This is a genomic window from Spirosoma utsteinense (assembly GCF_014282275.1).
Lineage (GTDB): Bacteria > Bacteroidota > Bacteroidia > Cytophagales > Spirosomataceae > Spirosoma > Spirosoma utsteinense.
The window spans coordinates 143,972-162,976 of the sequence record NZ_VFIA01000003.1 but is presented as its reverse complement, the minus strand read 5'-3'; the positions used below and the strand labels follow the sequence as shown (position 1 = coordinate 162,976).

Genomic DNA, 19,005 nt, shown 5'->3' with positions numbered 1-19,005 from the left:
AGCGCACAAAAAACTGCCTGCAAACTTCTCTCTACGAGTCTTGCAGGCAGTTTTTTGTGCGCTGTTGTAGTCGATTATCCGTTCAGGATTTTACTTTTATAGATACATTCAATGATCTCCGATACCGTGGTGTCTACCAAAAAATAATAGATGTTTTTACCACTACGCCGTATATCTAGGATACCTTTATCACGCATGTTGATCAAATGATGAGAGATAAGAGATTGCTCAGCATGTAGATTTTTGTAGATCGTAGATACGTTCAATTCTTTATTTTCATTCAGCATCTGAATGATCTTAATTCTAAGCGGATGCGCAACCGCTTTTAATACATAAGCCGCTTTTTCAACGCGCTTATCGTCGTTCATAACTTTGTCCGTAGTCATAATAGTTTAGTTATCAGGCATGTTATCAATAAAATTATATTAATTAAGACAGAAATAGCTGCCTACATGATCTAATGTGAGATATAATTTATTTAAAGGTTGATTGAAATCTAATAATAAAATGAAAGGTCATTTATAGTTGAAAACATTCATATATGTGACTAATTCTTTCTATATAGTTAGTAATGAATGTGTAACGTAAGTTTATTATTCGGATTCAAGCTTCATTTGACTGCTACCGCGCCATCCAATTAAGAAAACGCCTGCCAAAACCAGAAATGTTCCGGCAATCTGTTGCCAGCTGATCAATTCGTTCAAAATGGTAGTCGATAAGACAAGGGTAAATACGGGGCCAACGCTACCAATGATCGAAGCATTGCCAGATCCAATGCGCTTGATGCCTTCGGCAATCATAAGTGTGGGAATAACGGTCACAAAAATACCCATGCTCAAACCGAGTATATAAACGGACGCGGGGTAGCCGCTCAGCTGTAATCCGTTTTCAAAAGCACAATGCAGCACCGTTGGAACCGTAGCCGCCATCATGGCGTAGCACGTAAACCGTTGCGACCCAACGCGGGCAATCACCCGATCACTGCCAACCAGGTAGACAGCGTAGACAAGTCCGCTCAAAATAACCCAGAAAGCGCCCAGCATCACGTCTTTCTGAACAGTAGTATCGATGTTTCCAACAAAGGCCAGCAAAATTCCCGCGTAGGTCAGGGCGAGGGCCAGTAGTTGCAATCGCGTAACCTGCCGACCAAAACCAACAGCATTTAGCAGCAGCACGAATGTTGGGTAAGTAAAAAGAAGAATACGCTCCAGGCTGGCCGTAATGTAAACAAGGCCCAGAAAATTAAAGAAGCTGGCTGCGTAGTAACCGGTGATGCCCAGAAAAAATAACGTCGCCCACTGCCGGATTGTCAACCGCATGGGCGGGCCCTGCCGGGAGAGTCGTATTGCCAGGGCTATATAAAATGGCAGCGCAAACAACATGCGTAGCGTGAGCAGCGAAATCGAATCGATGGGATACTGGTAGGCAAGCTTGATCAGGATACCCTTACTGGCAAAGCAGAAAGCCGCCAGAAACACCAGAAAAGCACCCAGCCAGTAGCGGGTACGGGATGAGGAAAGTGGCATAGGCATAAGCGGAACGAAATAAAAACCCTGCCCGCAGTCGAATGCTGCGGGCAGGGTTTAACTATGGCAAGGCCGAGGGCTTATTTCTGGCGGAAGAACACAGTAATGGGCACGCCGTCAAAGTCGAAGTGCTCACGGAGTTTGTTCTCTAAAAAGCGCTGATAGGCCTCCGGTACGTACTGGGGCAGATTACAGAAAAATACAAACGTTGGCGATGGGGTCGGCACCTGTAGCATGTATTTGATCTTGACGAACTTACCCTTCAGCGATGGCGGTGGATATTTCTCAATCTCCGGCTGCATGGCTTCGTTAAGCTTCGACGTGGTTATCTTCTTGCTCTTGTTCTCGTAAACCTGCATCGCTTTTTCCATTACCTGAAAAATGCGTTGCTTCTCGTGTACCGAGGCAAAAATGATCGGGAGGTAATCGATAGGCATCAATCGCTGAATCATCTCCTTTCGAAGCACATCGGCAGTACGCTGGTCTTTTTCTACAGCATCCCACTTATTCACCATGATAACAACACCTTTCTTGGCTTTTATCGCCTGACCAATGATGTTCATGTCCTGAGCCTCCATACCACGCGTAGCATCGAGCATAATGATACACACATCCGAATCTTCCATAGCTTTCAGAGCCCGTAACGTCGAGTAGAACTCGATGTTTGAATCGATACGGGCTTTGCGACGGATACCCGCTGTGTCGGTCAGGATGAAGTCTTTGCCATAGGCTTTGTAGCGTGTATTGATGGCATCGCGGGTAGTACCCGCAATGTTGGTGACGATACTACGCTCCTGGCCCGTTAGTACGTTCAGGTAAGATGACTTACCCACGTTTGGCCGACCCAGAATAGCGATTTTGGGAATACCCTCATCCGGGTTTTCAATGCCTTCGCTCGGAAAATGCTTGATAACTTCATCCAGCAAGTCGCCCGTACCGGTACCTGTCATGGACGAGATCGGGTAAGGTTCGCCCAAACCAAGACCGTAGAACTCGGCCGCACTGTGCGCCCGATCGGCCGTTTCAGCTTTGTTCGCTACGACCAACACTGGCTTTTTCGACCGGCGCAGGACATTGGCGAAGTCTTCGTCCAGCCCCGTAATGCCGGTTTGGGTATCGACCAAAAACAGCAGTACACTCGATTCCTGAATAGCAATCTCTACCTGATCCCGGATCGATTCTTCAAATACATCCTCCGACCCAACGACGTAGCCGCCCGTGTCGATGACCGTAAAGTAGTGGGTGTTCCATTCAGCTGTGCCGTAATGCCGGTCGCGTGTGACGCCGGACTGGTTATCCATGATGGCCTGTCGCTGTTCCGTTAACCGGTTAAACAGCGTGGATTTGCCCACATTCGGGCGGCCAACGATTGCAACTATGTTTGCCATTTTATAAAGTCATAAAAGTCGTAAGTCAACGATGTCGTAAGTGTTTGTCGCCAGCCATATAGTTGACTGCTACGACTTTACGACTTACGACGCACTTTGCTTACCTGTTATTCATCGTATCCCAGGCGCTTGAGCATCCGCTCTTTCTGCCGCCAATCGGGTTCGACTTTAACAAATTGTTCGAGATATACTTTTTTGCCGAAGAAGCGTTCGAGTTCTTCACGAGCCATAATGCCCGTTTTCTTGATCATCCGGCCACCTTCGCCCAGGAGGATTGCCCGCTGCGTTGCCCGCTCAACCAGAATCTCGGCCTGGACAACAATGATGTCGTCTTTTTCCTTGAAGCCGGTTACGACAACTTCGCTGCTGTAGGGTACTTCTGCTTTGTAGTTCAGAAATATCTTCTCCCGAATGATCTCGGACGCAAAGAACCGTTCAGGTTTATCGGTCAGTTCATCCTTGGGAAAGTAGGGTGGGTGCTGTGGCAGCCGGCTAATGAGTTCCTCGAAGACACGGTCCATATTGAAGCCGTTCAATGCCGAGATGGGTATGATCTCCTGCGCATTGAAACGCTCCTTCCAGTAAGCCATCTTTTCTTCGACCTGCTCCTGCGTGGCCTGATCGATCTTGTTGATCAGTAGCAGCACGGGTACTTCTGATTTTTGCAGCCGCTCGATCACGTCGTTTTCGTCGTGCTGCTCAAAAATATCCGTAACGAACAGGACTACGTCGGCGTCTTCGATAGACCCCCGCACAAAACTCATCATGGACTCATGGAGTTTGTAAAGCGGCTTGATAATGCCGGGCGTGTCGGAGTAAACGAGTTGGAATTCCTGGCCGTTGTGGGTTCCGTTGAGGATACCCATGATGCGGTGGCGGGTAGTTTGGGCTTTAGCTGTGATAATAGACAGCCGCTCGCCCACGAGCTGATTCATCAGGGTAGATTTGCCAACATTTGGTTTGCCGACAATACTGACGAAGCCGGCCTTATGATCGGCCGGAAATTCGATGATTCCGTTTGTGTTCATACGTAGGTGATCCCGCTGGCTGATTACCAGTGGCTTTCGAAACAACCGGCTCGCCGGAGAAAACGTTTCCGGTGGCCACTAAAACTTTTTTTACAAAGGTACTTGTATTTTCGAAAAGTCTCCGTACTTTTGCAGACCAAACACCGCGGGATGGAGCAGTTGGTAGCTCGTTGGGCTCATAACCCAAAGGTCGCTGGTTCGAGTCCAGCTCCCGCTACTAAGTAAGAAGGCCACTGAATTTCAGTGGCCTTCTTCATGTTTAGCCCTTTCTGACTTTGCTGATCCCTTATTGATTCAGGGTGAGGTTCCCGTTCTTATTGTATTTAATCTCCTCCTCTGCCAGCATTTGTTTCACCGTCTGCGCCAGTGCATCGGCGTCAGTCTGGGCGAAATAATGAGATAATTGCTTCGGAGATACACCGGGGCCGTTAGCCAGCGCCACATAATCGCGCACCTGTTCCCGTACTACCGGCGAAGGAGCTGACGTTTCCGAAGACTTTTTCTTCTTGATGCAATTGTCGCAGATGCCGCACCGCTCACCGGGTTTTTCGCCAAAATAAGCCTGCAACAGGCGGGTCCGACACTGAGTGGGGTGCTCGGTATAAAGAATAGCCGACTGAACTTTACGCATAGCCAGCTCCTTCCGCCGGTTCAGTTCGGTGAAGTTGATAGGCAGCGATGGGGCATCGTAGCGGGGCGTCAGGAACGTGAGCTGGGGTTTGTCCTTCTGTTTCTCGTAGATGATCACATTGCGCTGATGCAACTGTTCCAGGAGCGTAACCACCTCGCTCTGGTTGATCTTATAAGCCAGTGCCAGCGCCGTTTCCGAAATGGTAATAAACTCCGTGAACACCTCGCCACCATACATGCGCAGAATCAGTTTCAGGAACGAGTCGAAGCGCGGGTTCAGGACCTGAAACTCGTACAGTTGCCGGTTGTCCATCGTCAGGGTTAGCTTGGATGGCCGGTAATAATTCTCGCTCAGTTGAATGAAGCCCTCCAGCTGAAGCTGTTTCAGGGCGTAATGCGTTTCCTGCGGAGGCAGATTGAACGTCGTGGTAAAGGCGCTCAGGTCGAAATCGTAGCTGTTGAATTCGCCCCCGCCGAGCGGAACGGCGGTGTAATTGGCAATGGCCTGATACACCCGGCGTAACATGGCCACTGGCTGATACAACTGCTCTGTCCGGAAGGTCAGGCTTTCAAGGTCGCCGGTTGTGTAGAGCATAACGGCATAGGCTTTTTGCCCATCGCGCCCGGCCCGGCCTGCTTCCTGGTAATAGGCTTCGAGCGAGTCGGGTACATCGAGGTGAACAACCACGCGAACGTCGGGCTTGTCGATACCCATGCCAAAGGCATTGGTCGCCACCATGACCCGGGTCCGGTTTTGAATCCAGGCATCCTGTTTGGTCGACCGCTGCTCGTTTGTCAGGCCAGCGTGGTAGAAGTCGGCAGAAATGTTCTGCCGGTCCAGGAGTTGAGCTACCTGCTGTGTTTGTTTACGACTGCGGACATAAACGATGGCTGAACCCGACACCCGTTCCAGAATACGCAGCAGGCGGTTTTCCTTGTTCTCCTCCAGCATGACTGAGTACGATAGATTTGGCCGGGCAAACGTTTGCTTAAATATTTCCGGCGAGCGCATGGCCAGCTTATCCAGGATGTCGGTCTGCACATCGGGGGTGGCTGAGGCCGTCAGGGCAATGACGGGCGTGTCGGGGATCAGCGCCCGGAATTCAGCAATTTGCAGATAGGGTGGGCGGAAGTCGTAACCCCAGGCTGAGACGCAGTGCGCTTCGTCGATGGCCAGCAGGCAGACCGTCATCAGCTTGGTCCGCTCGATCACCATTTCGGTGCGTAGCCGCTCGGGAGAGAGGTACAGGAATTTCGTGTTGCCGTAGATGCAGTTGTCGAGTATGGTGTCAATTTCGCGGTAGTTCATGCCCGCGTAGATAGCCGCTGCCGGAATCCCCCGCCGACGCAGCTGCTCGACCTGATCTTTCATGAGCGCTATGAGGGGCGTAACGACGATACATACGCCTTTCATGGCCAGCGTAGGTACCTGAAAGCAGATGGATTTGCCCCCGCCGGTGGGCATCAGCACGAGTGCATCCTGCCGGTTCAGAACGGTGTTGACCACGTCTTCCTGCATAGGCCGAAACGTGTCATATCCCCAAAACTGCTGTAATATCTGCCGCGTGGTCATTTCATGTGTAGTGGACGGCCACGTCCGATAGCCGTCCGGCTAAGTTGCTGATCAGGAAGTAGCCAACAGGCTGTCGGACGTGGCCGTCCAACCTATGTGCAAATTTACAATCCTGAAAAGACAAATCGGGCGACAATGTGGTTTAGGTTTATACCTGTTATCCAATCAACAGGATGAATGACTATGATCCAGAAAGTTATCAAGACCGACGAGGAGTGGCGGCAGCAATTAACGCCGGAGCAGTACCGGGTAGCCCGTGGCAAAGGTACTGAGCGTGCTTTTTCGGGTGAATACTGCGAAGCACACGAGCCCGGCCTGTATGCCTGTGTATGCTGCGGCACCGAACTCTTCGAATCGACGACCAAGTTCGAGTCGGGTACCGGCTGGCCAAGCTTTACCGAACCTATTGCCGAAGAGCGCGTTCGGCTGGAAAGAGATTACAGCCACGGTATGGTTCGTATCGAGGTGTTGTGCCATGTGTGTGATGCCCACCTGGGCCATGTTTTTAACGACGGTCCTAAACCTACAGGCATGCGCTATTGCCTGAATTCGGTATCGCTGGTGCTGAAACAGGCTGAAGAATCAAAATAGGCTAGTCTGCGTGAGTTGCGGGCAATCGGACGTAAAACTATTCGTTATAATCCGGTCGCCTGCAACGCCATGCGCGAAACGAACGTATCAACCTATTGACCTAAGTTTACAAACCTGCATGTTTTATCGGAATTTTTCGGCCCGGCCTGTCCAGGCTGCGCTTGCGTTGATGTGGAGTATCATGGCGGGCCTTGCGCTTCCGGTTTGGGGGCAGGTACAACCGATAACCAGGGCCGAAACGGCTACGAAAGCGGTCAAGCGGGCGGGTCCAGCCTCCCCGGCTTATGATCAGTTTGTGCGGCAGCTGCATAGCCTGCCGGTTCCTAAAACCATCTGCTATAAGATCGATCGTAACGAGTTCACGAAAATTCTGCCCCCGGCCGCTTTTTTGAAAGCCCGGCAGAATCCTAACGGTCGGCTGGCGGCTACGTCTCAGTTCATCGTTTCCTATACCGGTTTCACTCCCGAAGCGCAGCGGGCTTTTCAGTACGCGGTCGACATCTGGTCTACCATCCTCGTATCGTCGGTACCTATTCGTATTCAGGCCAACTGGGTGCAGCAGGACCGGGGTGTGCTGGGCTCTGCCGGTCCAACCGATGTGCGGGTGGGTTCTCAGGGGACACAGAAAGCAAACGGTATTTATGCCATTGCGCTGGCGGAAAAAATTGCGCGCCGTCAACTCAACAATCCGGACTCGGCTGATATCGTTGCTTCGTTCAACCGTAACAACAACTGGTATTATGGTATCGACGCCAATCCGCCTGCGGGGCAAACCGATCTGGTTTCGGTCGTGCTGCACGAAATATGCCATGGCCTGGGATTCATCGGGTATTTCGGCGTTCCCGAAAACGGGAATGTGGGCCAGTATCTATCGAGCGGATTTCCGGGCGTATACGACCATTTTATCGAAAATGCGCAGGGGCAGCACCTGGTTGCCGCCACGGATCTTTATCCCGATAACTCGAACGCGCTGTTTCGCCAGCTGACGGGCAACAACCTCTTTCTGAACGGTCAACTGCTTCGGCAAAATACCGGTCAGCGCGCCAAGATCTACGCCCCCGCCACCTTCGACCGTGGGTCGAGTCTGTATCACCTTGACGAAAGCACCTACCCGGCCCGAAACCCTAATTCGCTGATGACGCCCCAGTTGGGAAATGCCGAAGCGATTCATGCGCCGGGGCCGCTGGTGCTGAATATCATGTCGGACATGGAGTGGAAAACGACATCGATATTGCATGATCCTCTGGTGAGCAGTGAGGATATCCGGGATCTGGTGTTCAGCGCCCGCGTTATCAGCGATACGGTGCTAACAGCCGGGTCGGTGCGGCTTTTCTATCGCAGAGGTCCCACTACCAGAACGGATTCGACCTTTATCGCTATTACACCCACCCGCGTCGGCACGACCGATGAATACCGCTATACCCTCCCGGCTGCTCAGGCGCAGGGCGATATCTGGTATTATTTTCAGGCACAGGATGCCTCGGGCCGCACGTTTACCAGCCCCGGCAAACGGCCCGCCGGAGAACAGGCACTGCACCGTGTACAGATTGGACCAGACAATGTGCCGCCTACCATCCGGTATAGCCCCGCTAAAAACTTCATCTTTACTACTGCCCTTGCCGACAGTCTGCCGCTCTTCGTCACCATTTCCGACGATCGGCCAACGGGAGTAGACACGGCCTATGTCGAATACCAGGTCAATGGTCAGGCGCGGCCTGCGCTACCATTGCGCTACAATCGGGCAGCGGTCAATGGGTTTGTGTACGATAGTCTGTATGTCAATCAGATCAACTTTCCGGCAAACTCGTTAACGGCGGGCGACAAGATCACGTACCGAATCGTAGCGCGGGATTCGTCGCGGACCAGAAATCAATCCATCAATCCCGCAACGGGCTTTTACCAACTGACCGTCGTGAGTCCGCAAGCCGCGCGTGACCGGTACGAGAATACATTTCAGAATGCTACGGCGGCTACCGATTTTGTTGGCTACGGCTTCAGCATAACCACCCCGGCCAGTTTCACCAATCCGGCCATTCACTCTGAACATCCGTACCGCAACGGCAGCGATTATCAGTTTCAGTCCAATTACGAATACGTGCTGCTGGCTCCCATCACACTAAAGGCCAACCCCGACAGTGCGGTCATGCGCTACGATGAGGTGGTACTGGTAGAGCCCGGCGATCAGGGGAGCACGTTTGGTGGCGACAATTTCTACGATTATGTCATTGTCGAAGGCTCCAGCGATAACGGGAGAAACTGGCGGCCATTAGTCAACGGGTATGATTCCAATGATCAGACAGACTGGCTGGTAGCCTACAACAGTAACCCTGTTGAGGGTGCCCCTGGGGAGCAAAACTCGGCCACCATAGGGACGCCGGCGCTTTTCAAACGACGCCAGATTCCATTGCTGGCCACGGGCAACTTCAGGGCGGGGCAAACGATTTTGATTCGATTTAGACTTTTTGCCGATCAGCTGGCGCATGGCTGGGGGTGGGCCGTCGATAATCTGCAGATTCAGGTACCGCCCCCTCCGCCGGTGCTGGCAACAGAGCCCGTAACCGCTGGCCGCTTTACGGTTTATCCCAACCCGGTTACCACGGGCCTGATCCGGATAGAAGCTGAACTGAACACCGCCGTAGCCGAAGCGGGCCTGACCGTTACCGGTCCTACGGGCCAGGCGTTACGCCAGTCGATACTAAAAGTGGGCGGCACCACCCTCAGCCATCAACTCGACCTGACATCATTGCCTACCGGCTTGTACATTGTTCGGCTTAAGGCCGGTGATGTAGTGCTGACGCAAAAGGTTATTATTGCGCGGTAATAGCCATTGCTTGTTTAGTTAACGAGAATACGGATGCCATTACTTCGGGTAGTAGCATCCGTATTTTTGTTAAGAACAGCCACGAACTCCATCGGTCTATGAAATACGCCTTCCTTCTCGTTTTTATCGGTGTTGCGTTGATTGGTTGTTCTCCTGCCCGACAGCTAGCGCGGGAATTGCGTAAGGACCCAGTATATGCAGACCGTATGATGGGCTTTGCGCTCTTCGATCCGGCCACGGGTAAACAGCTCATACAGCACAATGCCGACCAGCCCTTTGCGCCCGCATCGAACACGAAACTGTTCACATTCTATGCCGGGCTGCTGACTCTGCCCGATTCGTTGCCGGTTCTGCTGTATGCTGTCCGGCCTGATTCATTGATCTTCTGGGGAACCGGCAATCCGCTGTTGCTTCATCCCGACCTTCCTGATACGACAGCGCTGTCTTTTCTGCGCACCCGACCGGAGCGTCTGTTTTTTTCGCCCGCCAATTACGATGGTCCACGGTTTGGGCCGGGCTGGGCCTGGGATGATTACAATGACGATTACTCGCCGGAGTTGGCGTCACTCCCGATCTATGGTAATGTTGCCCGGTTCGAAGAAGGACAGAGCAGCCCCCGCCGGTTTACTGACAGTTTACAGATAACGCCCGATGCCAGGCCAGTGAAAGGCGTCCGGCGGGCTGAATTCAGCAACCAGTTTACGCGCTCTGGCCCCGGCAAACTTACCCGGCAGGATGTCCCGTTCCGCTGGTCGGCGGGGCTGGCGGCTCAGTTGCTGGCCGACACATTACACCGGCCCGTAGAAGTCGTCAAGCAGGCTATGCCCACCGCAATCCGGGTGTTGCGCGGTTCGTCGACAGACTCGCTCTATAAACGAATGCTACAGGTCAGTGATAACCAGTTTGCCGAGCAGGTGCTGTTTATGATATCGGCAGAACGTGGGCTGGTATCGCCTGGCTCGGCCCGGCTCCATCCGGTAGCCGAGTTACGCCGGGTAGCCGATTCGGTGCTGCGTTACCCGTCCGTGAAGGCAAAATGGGTAGATGGCTCCGGTTTGTCACGGTACAACCTGTTTACGCCCAACGTGATGATCGATCTGCTGACAAAAATTGCTGCGCTTGTGCCTCAGCCGCGTTTGTTTGCGCTCCTTCCGGCCGCCGGGCAGTCGGGCACGTTACAGGAAATGAATGTGGCGCAGAAACCGTACATTTTTGCTAAATCCGGCTCTATGAGTGGCGTCTATAACCTGAGCGGATACATACTTACCCAGCGGGGAAAAGTTCTTTATTTCAGCGCGATGAATAACAACTTTACCGGTTCGGTTGCCACCGTGCGCCGACAAACGGCAACGCTGCTGAAACAGGTTCACGACCGGTTCTGATTCCTTACTTCCTGATTAACAGATAGACCGGGTAACTCACCGCAATGAACCCAACGGCGTAGAGACTGCTCGAAAAGTCGCCGATGATCACACCGGCCAGGAAAGCCAGCGATGCGATCAATAATGTCCAGGTCGTAAAAGGATAGCCCCAGGCGCGTACCGGCCGGGGAAGATCCGGCTCTGCTTTTCGCAGCCGGATCAAGGCAGCAAAACTCGCTGCGTAACAGAGGACGAAGAAAAAGGTGGCAATGTCGGAGAGTTTGCTGTACGTGTTCGTCAGGATCATGCCGATAGAGGCCAGGGCCGTCAGCAGGGTCGCGTAGGCCGGGGTGCCGCCATTGTTGACTTCAGTGACGAAACGGAAAAATAACCCATCGCGTCCCATGGCGAAGATAACCCGCGGGTTGAACATGATCTGGGCATTGATAATACCCATGATCGAGATCATCAGCAGGAACGTTACGATTTGCGCCCCGCGCGGCCCGAACAGTAACTGGACCGCGTCGGCGGCCGGAAGCGCAGAACCGGCCAGTGTTTGCAGGGGCAGCACATACAATAGCGCCAGATTGACCAGAATATAAATGCCGATAATGAGCGACACACCACTGATCATGGAACGGGGCAGGTTGCGGCTCGGATCAACATCTTCTTCAGTGAAGTAAGCAGCCGTATGCCAGCCATCGTAGGTGTAAAATACAGACTGGAGAGCTGCCAGAATACCTACCCATAACCCACCCTCGGCTAGTGGTCGAATGTTGCTGGTTGAAACCAGCGCCGATTTTTCGGGCGATGCGGTAAAGCAAACGATCACAAAAGCCAGTAGCCCCACCGCTTTCAGTACGCTCATCACTTCCTGCGCCCGGCTGGCCAAACGAACACCGATCCAGTGAAACCCAACAAAGGCCAGGAGAATACCGATGGCAATGATTTTTTGTGAATCAATCAGCGAGGGGGCCAGTAAACCGATGTACTCGCTCATAACCGCGGCTCCGAACGCCATGGCCGATACGCTGCCGAGCCAGCTGCTGATGCCGATAATAAATCCGGCATAGTTGCCGAAAGCCCGGCGGGAATAGACGTACCACCCGCCTGCTTTGGGCAGCATGGTTCCCAACTCCATCACCGACAGCGAGCCAACCAGCGCATACAGCCCCACGATCAGCCAAACTGCAATGATGAGGGTAGGATTGCCAATATCCTGCGCGATAGGCCCGGGCTTGCGTAAAATGCCGGTGCCGATGGTACCACCGATCGTGACCGCTACGCCGAAACCGACGCCGAGTAATTTCTTAAGTTGATTTTGAGCCATAAGTACGATTCGACCCTGCCAGTGGTTGCAGACCCTGGTAGCGGTCTTCAGCATCTGGCAATGGTCTTCAGTATCTGGTAATGGTTGGGAAGTAGTATCTAAAACCACTACCGGGGTCTTTGACCACTGGCAGGGTTGCCTTAACGAACAATGATAGCGAAAAAGACGGTATCGAGGTCCCAAAAAACCTGGCTACAGGCGTAATAGCGTCTTTTTCGTAAGTTTGTTGGCAGAAAGGCGGATGCGCTGGCGTTGCGAGCCATTCAAATTTGATCATTTACTAAGCAAATGGGTGCATTGACTGGAGGGGTGAAGAAGTGTACTGCGGGATTTGGCCAGCGAACTGGCTCGGCGTCTCCGTTTAGTCGCGCAATTGCTTCCCTGTTGCTGGTGTTCCTATTTTTTTCGATGACTGAGGCACAGGACATGGCGCGTCGGCTGCACGATGCACACGATACGTACAAAGAGCAAACGTTTACCCACCGCCGGTTCAAGCACCGGGACATTATTCCTGTCCTGGATAGCCTCAACGGAAAGGGCCCGCTGGCGATAAGCCAGGTGGGAGAGTCGCTGGAAAAGCGGGCTATTTATCAGGTGACGGCTGGAACGGGACCTAATAAAATTCTGCTCTGGAGCCAGATGCACGGCGACGAAGCCACAGCGACCATGGCGCTCTTCGATCTGTTCAATTTTCTGAAAGCCGAAAACGATGGCTTCGACAGCCTCCGTCAGGCTATTTTGAGCAGCACAACACTTTACGCGGTACCGATGCTCAATCCCGACGGAGCCGAACGGTTTCAGCGCCGAACCGCCACCGATATCGACATGAACCGCGATGCCCTGCGGCTTCAGACGCCCGAGGGCCGACTGCTCAAAAAGCTCCAGCAGACACTGAAGCCACTTGTGGGGTTTAACTTACACGATCAGAACCCGCGCTACAGTGTAGGAAAGACAGGCAAGCAGGCCGTAGTTTCGTTTCTGGCTACGGCTTACGACCCTGCCCGCAATGTAAACGATGTACGCCAGCGATCCATGCAGCTTATTGTCGGCATGAATCGCGTGCTACAGCAGTTTGTTCCGGGGCAGATTGCCCGTTACGACGATGAATTTGAGCCACGCGCTTTCGGGGATAATATTCAAAAGTGGGGTACCACCCTCATCCTGATCGAATCGGGTGGTTATGCGGGCGATGCAGAAAAAATGACGATACGCCGACTCAACTTCGTCGCCATCCTGACCGCCCTGACTGCCATTGCCGATGGGTCATATAAGCAGGAACGTATTGCCGATTATCAGGCTATTCCGGAAAATGGTCGTGGTCTGTTCGATCTGCTGATTCGTAACGCGACGGTCGTCCGTAATGGCAAACCCGTAACGATGGATATCGGTATCAACCGGCTGGAGGTCAATGCCGACTCGGCCCGGACGTTCAACTATAAAAGTGTTGTTGAGGACATTGGCGATCTATCCACGTTTGCCGGTCTGGAAGAAATCGATGCGAACGGCATGACCCTGTTGCCTGCCCGGGTACACACCGATGTGATTGACTCCGTAGCCGACCTTCGCCGGCTCGATCTGGTGGCGCTGCAACGCGAAGGCATCACGGTATTCAGGGTGCGGAGAAGCAAGAAAGATAATTTCCCCCCGCAGCCGGTACATCTGCTTCACGAAGGGAAATTACCCGCCCGGCCACTGCTGCTCGGGCAGGTTCCAACCTTCCTGTTGAAGCGCGACAACCAAGTTCAGTACAATATCGTTAATGGTTTCTGGCTCGACAGCCCCATGAACGGAGCCGGTAAGGTGAACGGAGTGGCCGAATAAAATAGCTTTATCTACAGGTTATGCCATAGTAAAGCTACCCATTTTGATTGGGGGCGAAATTATTATCTGTTTCAGGATTTCTGTGTTAACATATTGATTTATAGGCTATTTGTGGGTTGTCTAAAGATAATCCAAGCGTAACATTGGGGTAACGTGGGCGTAATATTGGGCTGGTAGTTTTGCGGTGCGAAAGCGATACCAAGAAAACCAATATGAAACGGAACGTACTACTTATCCTTTTTTCACTAATCCCCCTCGCCATTCTGGCGCAGACCGGTACCGTCAGAGGTACAATCAAAGACGGTAAAACCAAGGAGTCACTGATTGGATGTACCGTACAGATCAGCGGTACACAACTAGGTACCACCACCGATGTGGACGGTGCCTTCACACTGACCAACGTACCCACCGGTACGCAAAAGGTTGTCATCTCCTACATCTCTTACAAGACCAAAGAGATTCCGGACGTCCGGGTCGAGTCGGGCAACACGACGGCTATTGAAACCGAACTGGACGAAGAAGGCAAATCATTACAGGAAGTAGTGGTGCGGGCCAACCGCGCTACCAACACCGAAATTGCCGTAATCACCGAGATCAAGCAGTTAAAAGCGCTTGCAGTTGGTATTTCGGCCCAGCAGATCCAGAAATCGCAGGACCGCGATGCCGCAGCGGCCATTCGCCGGGTGCCGGGTGTGAGTCTAGTTGATAACCGCTTTGTTCTGATCCGGGGCCTCGGCACCCGCTATAACAACGTACTGATCAACGACGTCATCGCTCCATCTACCGAAGTAGAATCCCGCTCTTTCTCGTTCGATATTGTTCCCAGTAACATTCTCGATCGGATGATCGTCTACAAATCCGGTTCTGCTGAACTGCCAGGCGATTTTGCCGGCGGTATTATAAAGATATATACAAAGCGTCGGCCAGAGCAAAACTTCACTGACGTTGGCCTCACTGTTGGCTATCGGGCCAATACCACGTTTCAAAGTGCCCAGTCGCATGAACGGGGTGGGTTAAGCTTCCTTGGTTTATGGGATGCCAAACAGCAAATACCAACAAGTTTTCCTGCCCGCTCCAGCGAATTCAACAGCCTAAGCACCATACGCCGGGCTTCCTACGCCCGTCTGCTGCCAAATAACTGGGCATTGAACAGTGTAAAGGTTGCTCCCGATGTACGACTGGCTGTCAATACAGGACGGCGGTATGAGTGGGGTAATGTACGGGTCAGCAATCTGACCAGCATTAACTACGCGCTCACCAATCAATCCACCGATGTAAACCTTAGACTGTACGAGAACACGACAGCTAATGACGTTCAGCAGGAATACAATGATGCAACGTACGCCAAGTCTACCCGGTTAGGTATTTTACATAACTGGACATTTCGTTTCTCGCCCAACTTCACATTGGAATGGAAGACGCTGTTCAATCAGTTAGGCTCAACGGAAACGGTTGTCAGAAACGGTAGCTTCGTTATCGACGGTGTTGACGTACAGAGCTATTCGGAACGCTTTGAGAACCGTAGTATTCTTAATTCGCAGGTTTCGGGAGAACATACACTTAGCCAGTTAACCAAAATAAACTGGATTGCCAGTTATGGCTACTCCGGTCGTTGGGAACCAGACTGGAAACGGGCTCAGTATACCCGTACCCAGGGGGCTACGGGCGCTGAAGGCGCAGCTGAACCCTTTCGTCTTAATGTCCCGGTTCAGCCCAATCCGCTTAACGTTGGTCGTTTCTACTCTAAATTGAATGAACAGGTTGGGTCGTTGATTGGCAACTACGAACACACATTTGGTAATCCGAGCGATCGTGAGCCCAATCGCCTTCGTGCCGGTATCTACGGTGAGCACCGCAACCGGGATTTCGCAGCCCGCTTCTACGGCTACGAAAGGGTAGGCCTGATCAATAACATCAGTGGCCTGGGCATTGGACAGGCGTTTGCGCCGGAAAACGTCACTGGCCGTGAAGGAAGCTTCAGCCTGCTGGATGGTACCGTTGATAACGATTCATACAACGGTAAAACCAGCTATGCCGCCGGGTACGTGTCGGGCGATTTCAATTTTGGCACACGGGCGAACTTAACCCTTGGTTTCCGGGGCGAGTTTTACAACCAGACCCTGCGTTTAGCCAATGCGCCAGCCGGAACGCCTTTGGTCGACAACAACATTTTCAGCCCACTGCCTTCCGTAAACTTTACATATAAACTAACGGATCGGCATAGTCTCCGGTTTGCTTACTCGTCTACGGTCAACCGCCCCGAATTACGGGAACTAGCTCCCTTTCGGTATTATGATTTTGCCCGGCAGATTGAAGTTCAGGGTAATACAGGGTTGAAAACGGCGACCATTCAGAACTTTGACGCGAAGTATGAATTTTACCCTACACCGAATGAGCTGATTTCGATAACAGGCTTTTACAAAGATTTTACCAATCCGATCGAATCGTTCCTGATTCCTATTCCAGGTGCTTTTACGTTTACCTTCACCAATGCGCTGTCGGCTCGTAACTACGGTATTGAACTTGAATTCCGGAAAGGGTTTGCCAATTCGAGCAGTGGGTTCTTGCAGAACTTACAGGTTGTAGGGAATGCGTCTTATATAAACAGCCGGGTAACAACAGGCGATGTCATTGAAGCTCCGGGACCGAGTGGTATCATAGAGCGTTTCGGCAACAGTACTGACCGCAACAGGGCATTAGCGAACCAGTCACCTTATTTGATCAACCTCGGTCTATACTACGCTAATCCAACATCGGGATGGCAGTATAATGTGCTTTACAATGTAGCCGGTCCACGAATCTTCCTGGTGGGTAACATTGAAGATCCTACTACCTACGAAATGCCGCGGCATGTAGTGGATTTCAATATCAGCAAGACATTCAACAAGCAAATCGAACTGCGCCTGGGTATACAGGACATCTTCAACGCACCTTTCCGTTTCGCTCAGGATTTCAACGGCGATCGTAAAATTGGCCGCGACATAACTTCCCGAAACGCAACTGCCGACCAGAATTACATCAACTACCGCCGTGGACAGTATGTCACACTGACCGGTGTTTACACCCTGGGCCGACGAATTGTAATGCCTTAATATAATGTACACAAGCAGTCTCAACAACAATCATAATTAATATAAACTGATCCCATTTATGCTTTTTACAAAACGTTTTCAGTCTCTTCTCCTTCTGGCAATAGGGATGACGGTAGCCATCTCAGCTTGTAAGAATGATGATGAGCCAACAATCGATCCACTCTCGATTACCAGCATCAACCCTACCCAGGCACCGGTAGGCGCTTCGATTGTTATCACGGGAACCAGTTTTAACACGACGCCCGCCAGCAATACTGTCGTCTTCAGTGGCAATGCAGCGGCTCAGGTGACAGGCGCATCGACAACATCGTTGACCGTCGTTGTTCCGGCCACGGCTCAAAATGGCCCTATTTCAATTACTTCAGGCGGCACTACCGTTCAGAGCCCGTCAACGGCAAACTTCACGTTAGCCAACCGGCCGGTAGAAACGTTGCCCAATTCAATTACCGCCAGTCGAACACTGTCGGCTAATACAATATATGCTTTAAAGGGCTACGTATACGTAACCAATAACGCAGTATTAACAATTGAGGCCGGTACCGTTATTCGGGGATATAACGCAAGTCAGGATCCGGAAGCACAGAACCACTCAGGTACGTTGATCATTGACCGGGGTGCCCGTTTGGAAGCAAAAGGTACAGCTGCGGCTCCCATCGTATTTACATCGTCTCAGGCGGCTGGTGCCCGCAAATATGGTGATTGGGGCGGTGTTGTTCTGATTGGCCGTGCACCATCCAATCAGGGAACTTCCCGGGCGTTTGAAGGTGGTATACGAGGAACGTTCGATGCTACACTGAACACGCCCGCTGACAATTCAGGCACGCTCCAATATGTTCGGATCGAATTTCCGGGTGTTGCTTTATCATCTACCCCAAATAGTGAGATCAACGGCCTGACGCTGTATCAGGTTGGTTCAGGTACAACCCTTGACCATATTCAGGTTTCTTACAGCGGTGACGATGCCTTTGAGTGGTTCGGTGGTACGGTTAATGCAAAATATCTGGTTGCTCTTCGCACCTTCGACGACGACTTCGATACCGACTATGGCTTTACGGGTAAAGTTCAGTTCGGTGTGGCCCTGCGCGATCCGAACGTTGCCGATCAGTCAGGTTCGGAAGCATTTGAGTCAGACAATTTCGATCCGGGTGTACCGATTACGGCTGGGTTGCCACAAACAGCACCTGTATTTGCTAACATGAGTGCTTTTGCCTTCAACCCGGGAGTGCCTAGTATTGCCAATACGCCAGGTGGCTCCGGAGCATACCGGGCGGCCATGCACTTACGCCGGAATACGAAAATCAGCATTTATAACTCAGTGCTCACGGGCTTCCCGGAAGGCTTGCGGTTAGAGGGTACAACGGCTGGTACATTAGCTAACGTCAATGATAGTAGTCTGGATTTACAGGGAATTGTACTTGGCAACTCCGAGATACCAAATTCAACCACTGTGGTTCGGGGTGTTGGTGACATTACTAACGCTGCTGCCCAGGCTTACTTTAACACCGCCACCAGAAAAAATCAGATCATCGGTACGGACATTACAGCTTTGCTGTTGAACGCACAGAACTTCAATCTGACAGCCCCTAGCTTTCTGCCACAAGCCGGTTCGCCCCTGTTGGTAGCTGGAAATGCTGCTACGGGTGGTAAACTGGCTGACACGTTCTTCACCGCAGCTCCTTACCGGGGCGCATTCAATACAGAAAACTGGCTGGCTGGCTGGACCAATTTCGATCCCCAGAACACGAACTACGAACGCTAGTCATTAATAAGGTAATGCAGTAAAAATTAAATTTCATATTGGTGTCGCACGAAAAGGCCGGAGCTTTGCTCTGGCTTTTTTCTTT

The 19,005-nt window shown here is 52.0% G+C and carries 12 protein-coding genes and 1 tRNA gene; 7 read left to right on the top strand and 6 right to left on the bottom strand.

All coding sequences use genetic code 11. From position 1 onward, the window contains the following. Positions 1–74 precede the first annotated feature (74 nt). The 4 genes from FH603_RS03145 to era all read right to left on the bottom strand — a co-directional run bounded on the left by FH603_RS03145 (position 75) and on the right by era (position 3,942). Complete coding sequence (locus FH603_RS03145) at positions 75–386, bottom strand: ArsR/SmtB family transcription factor (protein ID WP_186735994.1); 312 nt, start codon at positions 384–386, stop codon at positions 75–77. Positions 387–593: 207 nt separating this feature from the next. Then, complete coding sequence (locus FH603_RS03140; protein ID WP_186735993.1) at positions 594–1,532, bottom strand: DMT family transporter; 939 nt, start codon at positions 1,530–1,532, stop codon at positions 594–596. Between the two features lie 74 nt (positions 1,533–1,606). Next, complete coding sequence (gene der, locus FH603_RS03135; protein ID WP_186735992.1) at positions 1,607–2,914, bottom strand: ribosome biogenesis GTPase Der; 1,308 nt, start codon at positions 2,912–2,914, stop codon at positions 1,607–1,609. A 107-nt stretch (positions 2,915–3,021) separates the two neighbouring features. After that, on the bottom strand, positions 3,022–3,942 hold the full coding sequence (era, locus tag FH603_RS03130) for a GTPase Era (RefSeq protein WP_186735991.1): 921 nt from the start codon (positions 3,940–3,942) through the stop codon (positions 3,022–3,024). Between the two features lie 144 nt (positions 3,943–4,086). On the opposite strand from era, the gene FH603_RS03125 reads away from it, so the two are divergent. Next, a tRNA-Met gene (locus FH603_RS03125) sits at positions 4,087–4,159 on the top strand. Positions 4,160–4,228: 69 nt separating this feature from the next. Here FH603_RS03125 and FH603_RS03120 read toward each other — a convergent pair. Continuing rightward, positions 4,229–6,145, bottom strand: a complete 1,917-nt coding sequence (locus tag FH603_RS03120) for a RecQ family ATP-dependent DNA helicase (protein WP_186735990.1) — start codon at positions 6,143–6,145, stop codon at positions 4,229–4,231. Positions 6,146–6,328: 183 nt separating this feature from the next. Here FH603_RS03120 and msrB point away from each other — a divergent pair, with 183 nt between their 5' ends. The 3 genes from msrB (at position 6,329) to FH603_RS03105 (ending at position 10,939) form a co-directional block, all read left to right on the top strand. After that, positions 6,329–6,736 (top strand): peptide-methionine (R)-S-oxide reductase MsrB, encoded by a 408-nt coding sequence (gene msrB / locus FH603_RS03115; RefSeq protein ID WP_186735988.1) that lies wholly within the window; start codon positions 6,329–6,331, stop codon positions 6,734–6,736. Between the two features lie 118 nt (positions 6,737–6,854). Then, positions 6,855–9,557, top strand: a complete 2,703-nt coding sequence (locus tag FH603_RS03110) for a T9SS type A sorting domain-containing protein (RefSeq protein ID WP_235985226.1) — start codon at positions 6,855–6,857, stop codon at positions 9,555–9,557. 98 nt (positions 9,558–9,655) lie between these two features. Next, the gene (locus FH603_RS03105; RefSeq protein ID WP_186735987.1) at positions 9,656–10,939 is read left to right on the top strand and encodes a D-alanyl-D-alanine carboxypeptidase; all 1,284 of its coding nucleotides are present in this window, start codon (positions 9,656–9,658) and stop codon (positions 10,937–10,939) included. Positions 10,940–10,943: 4 nt separating this feature from the next. Here the strand turns inward: FH603_RS03105 and FH603_RS03100 are convergent, their stop codons facing one another. After that, entirely contained in the window at positions 10,944–12,248 is a 1,305-nt protein-coding gene (locus FH603_RS03100) for an APC family permease (RefSeq protein WP_186735985.1), read from the bottom strand. Positions 12,249–12,656: 408 nt separating this feature from the next. Between FH603_RS03100 and FH603_RS03095 the strand changes: the two genes are divergently transcribed. The 3 genes from FH603_RS03095 (at position 12,657) to FH603_RS03085 (ending at position 18,920) form a co-directional block, all read left to right on the top strand. Further along, a complete protein-coding gene (locus tag FH603_RS03095; RefSeq protein ID WP_186735983.1) occupies positions 12,657–14,069 on the top strand; it encodes a M14 family zinc carboxypeptidase in 1,413 nt (470 codons plus the stop codon). 212 nt (positions 14,070–14,281) lie between these two features. Continuing rightward, a complete protein-coding gene (locus tag FH603_RS03090) occupies positions 14,282–17,161 on the top strand; it encodes a TonB-dependent receptor (protein ID WP_186735981.1) in 2,880 nt (959 codons plus the stop codon). Positions 17,162–17,219: 58 nt separating this feature from the next. Further along, complete coding sequence (locus tag FH603_RS03085; protein WP_186735979.1) at positions 17,220–18,920, top strand: IPT/TIG domain-containing protein; 1,701 nt, start codon at positions 17,220–17,222, stop codon at positions 18,918–18,920. Positions 18,921–19,005: the final 85 nt, after the last annotated feature.

Bases quoted from the DNA above. Each gene is read 5' to 3' on its own strand.
- FH603_RS03105 (WP_186735987.1), top strand. From the start codon at position 9,656: ATGAAATACGCCTTCCTTCTCGTTTTTATCGGTGTTGCGTTGATTGGT.
- FH603_RS03090 (WP_186735981.1), top strand. From the start codon at position 14,282: ATGAAACGGAACGTACTACTTATCCTTTTTTCACTAATCCCCCTCGCC.
- FH603_RS03110 (WP_235985226.1), top strand. From the start codon at position 6,855: ATGTTTTATCGGAATTTTTCGGCCCGGCCTGTCCAGGCTGCGCTTGCG.
- FH603_RS03140 (WP_186735993.1), bottom strand. From the start codon at position 1,532: ATGCCTATGCCACTTTCCTCATCCCGTACCCGCTACTGGCTGGGTGCT.
- FH603_RS03100 (WP_186735985.1), bottom strand. From the start codon at position 12,248: ATGGCTCAAAATCAACTTAAGAAATTACTCGGCGTCGGTTTCGGCGTA.
- FH603_RS03085 (WP_186735979.1), top strand. From the start codon at position 17,220: ATGCTTTTTACAAAACGTTTTCAGTCTCTTCTCCTTCTGGCAATAGGG.
- FH603_RS03120 (WP_186735990.1), bottom strand. From the start codon at position 6,145: ATGACCACGCGGCAGATATTACAGCAGTTTTGGGGATATGACACGTTT.
- FH603_RS03145 (WP_186735994.1), bottom strand. From the start codon at position 386: ATGACTACGGACAAAGTTATGAACGACGATAAGCGCGTTGAAAAAGCG.
- era (WP_186735991.1), bottom strand. From the start codon at position 3,942: ATGAACACAAACGGAATCATCGAATTTCCGGCCGATCATAAGGCCGGC.
- der (WP_186735992.1), bottom strand. From the start codon at position 2,914: ATGGCAAACATAGTTGCAATCGTTGGCCGCCCGAATGTGGGCAAATCC.
- FH603_RS03095 (WP_186735983.1), top strand. From the start codon at position 12,657: ATGACTGAGGCACAGGACATGGCGCGTCGGCTGCACGATGCACACGAT.
- msrB (WP_186735988.1), top strand. From the start codon at position 6,329: ATGATCCAGAAAGTTATCAAGACCGACGAGGAGTGGCGGCAGCAATTA.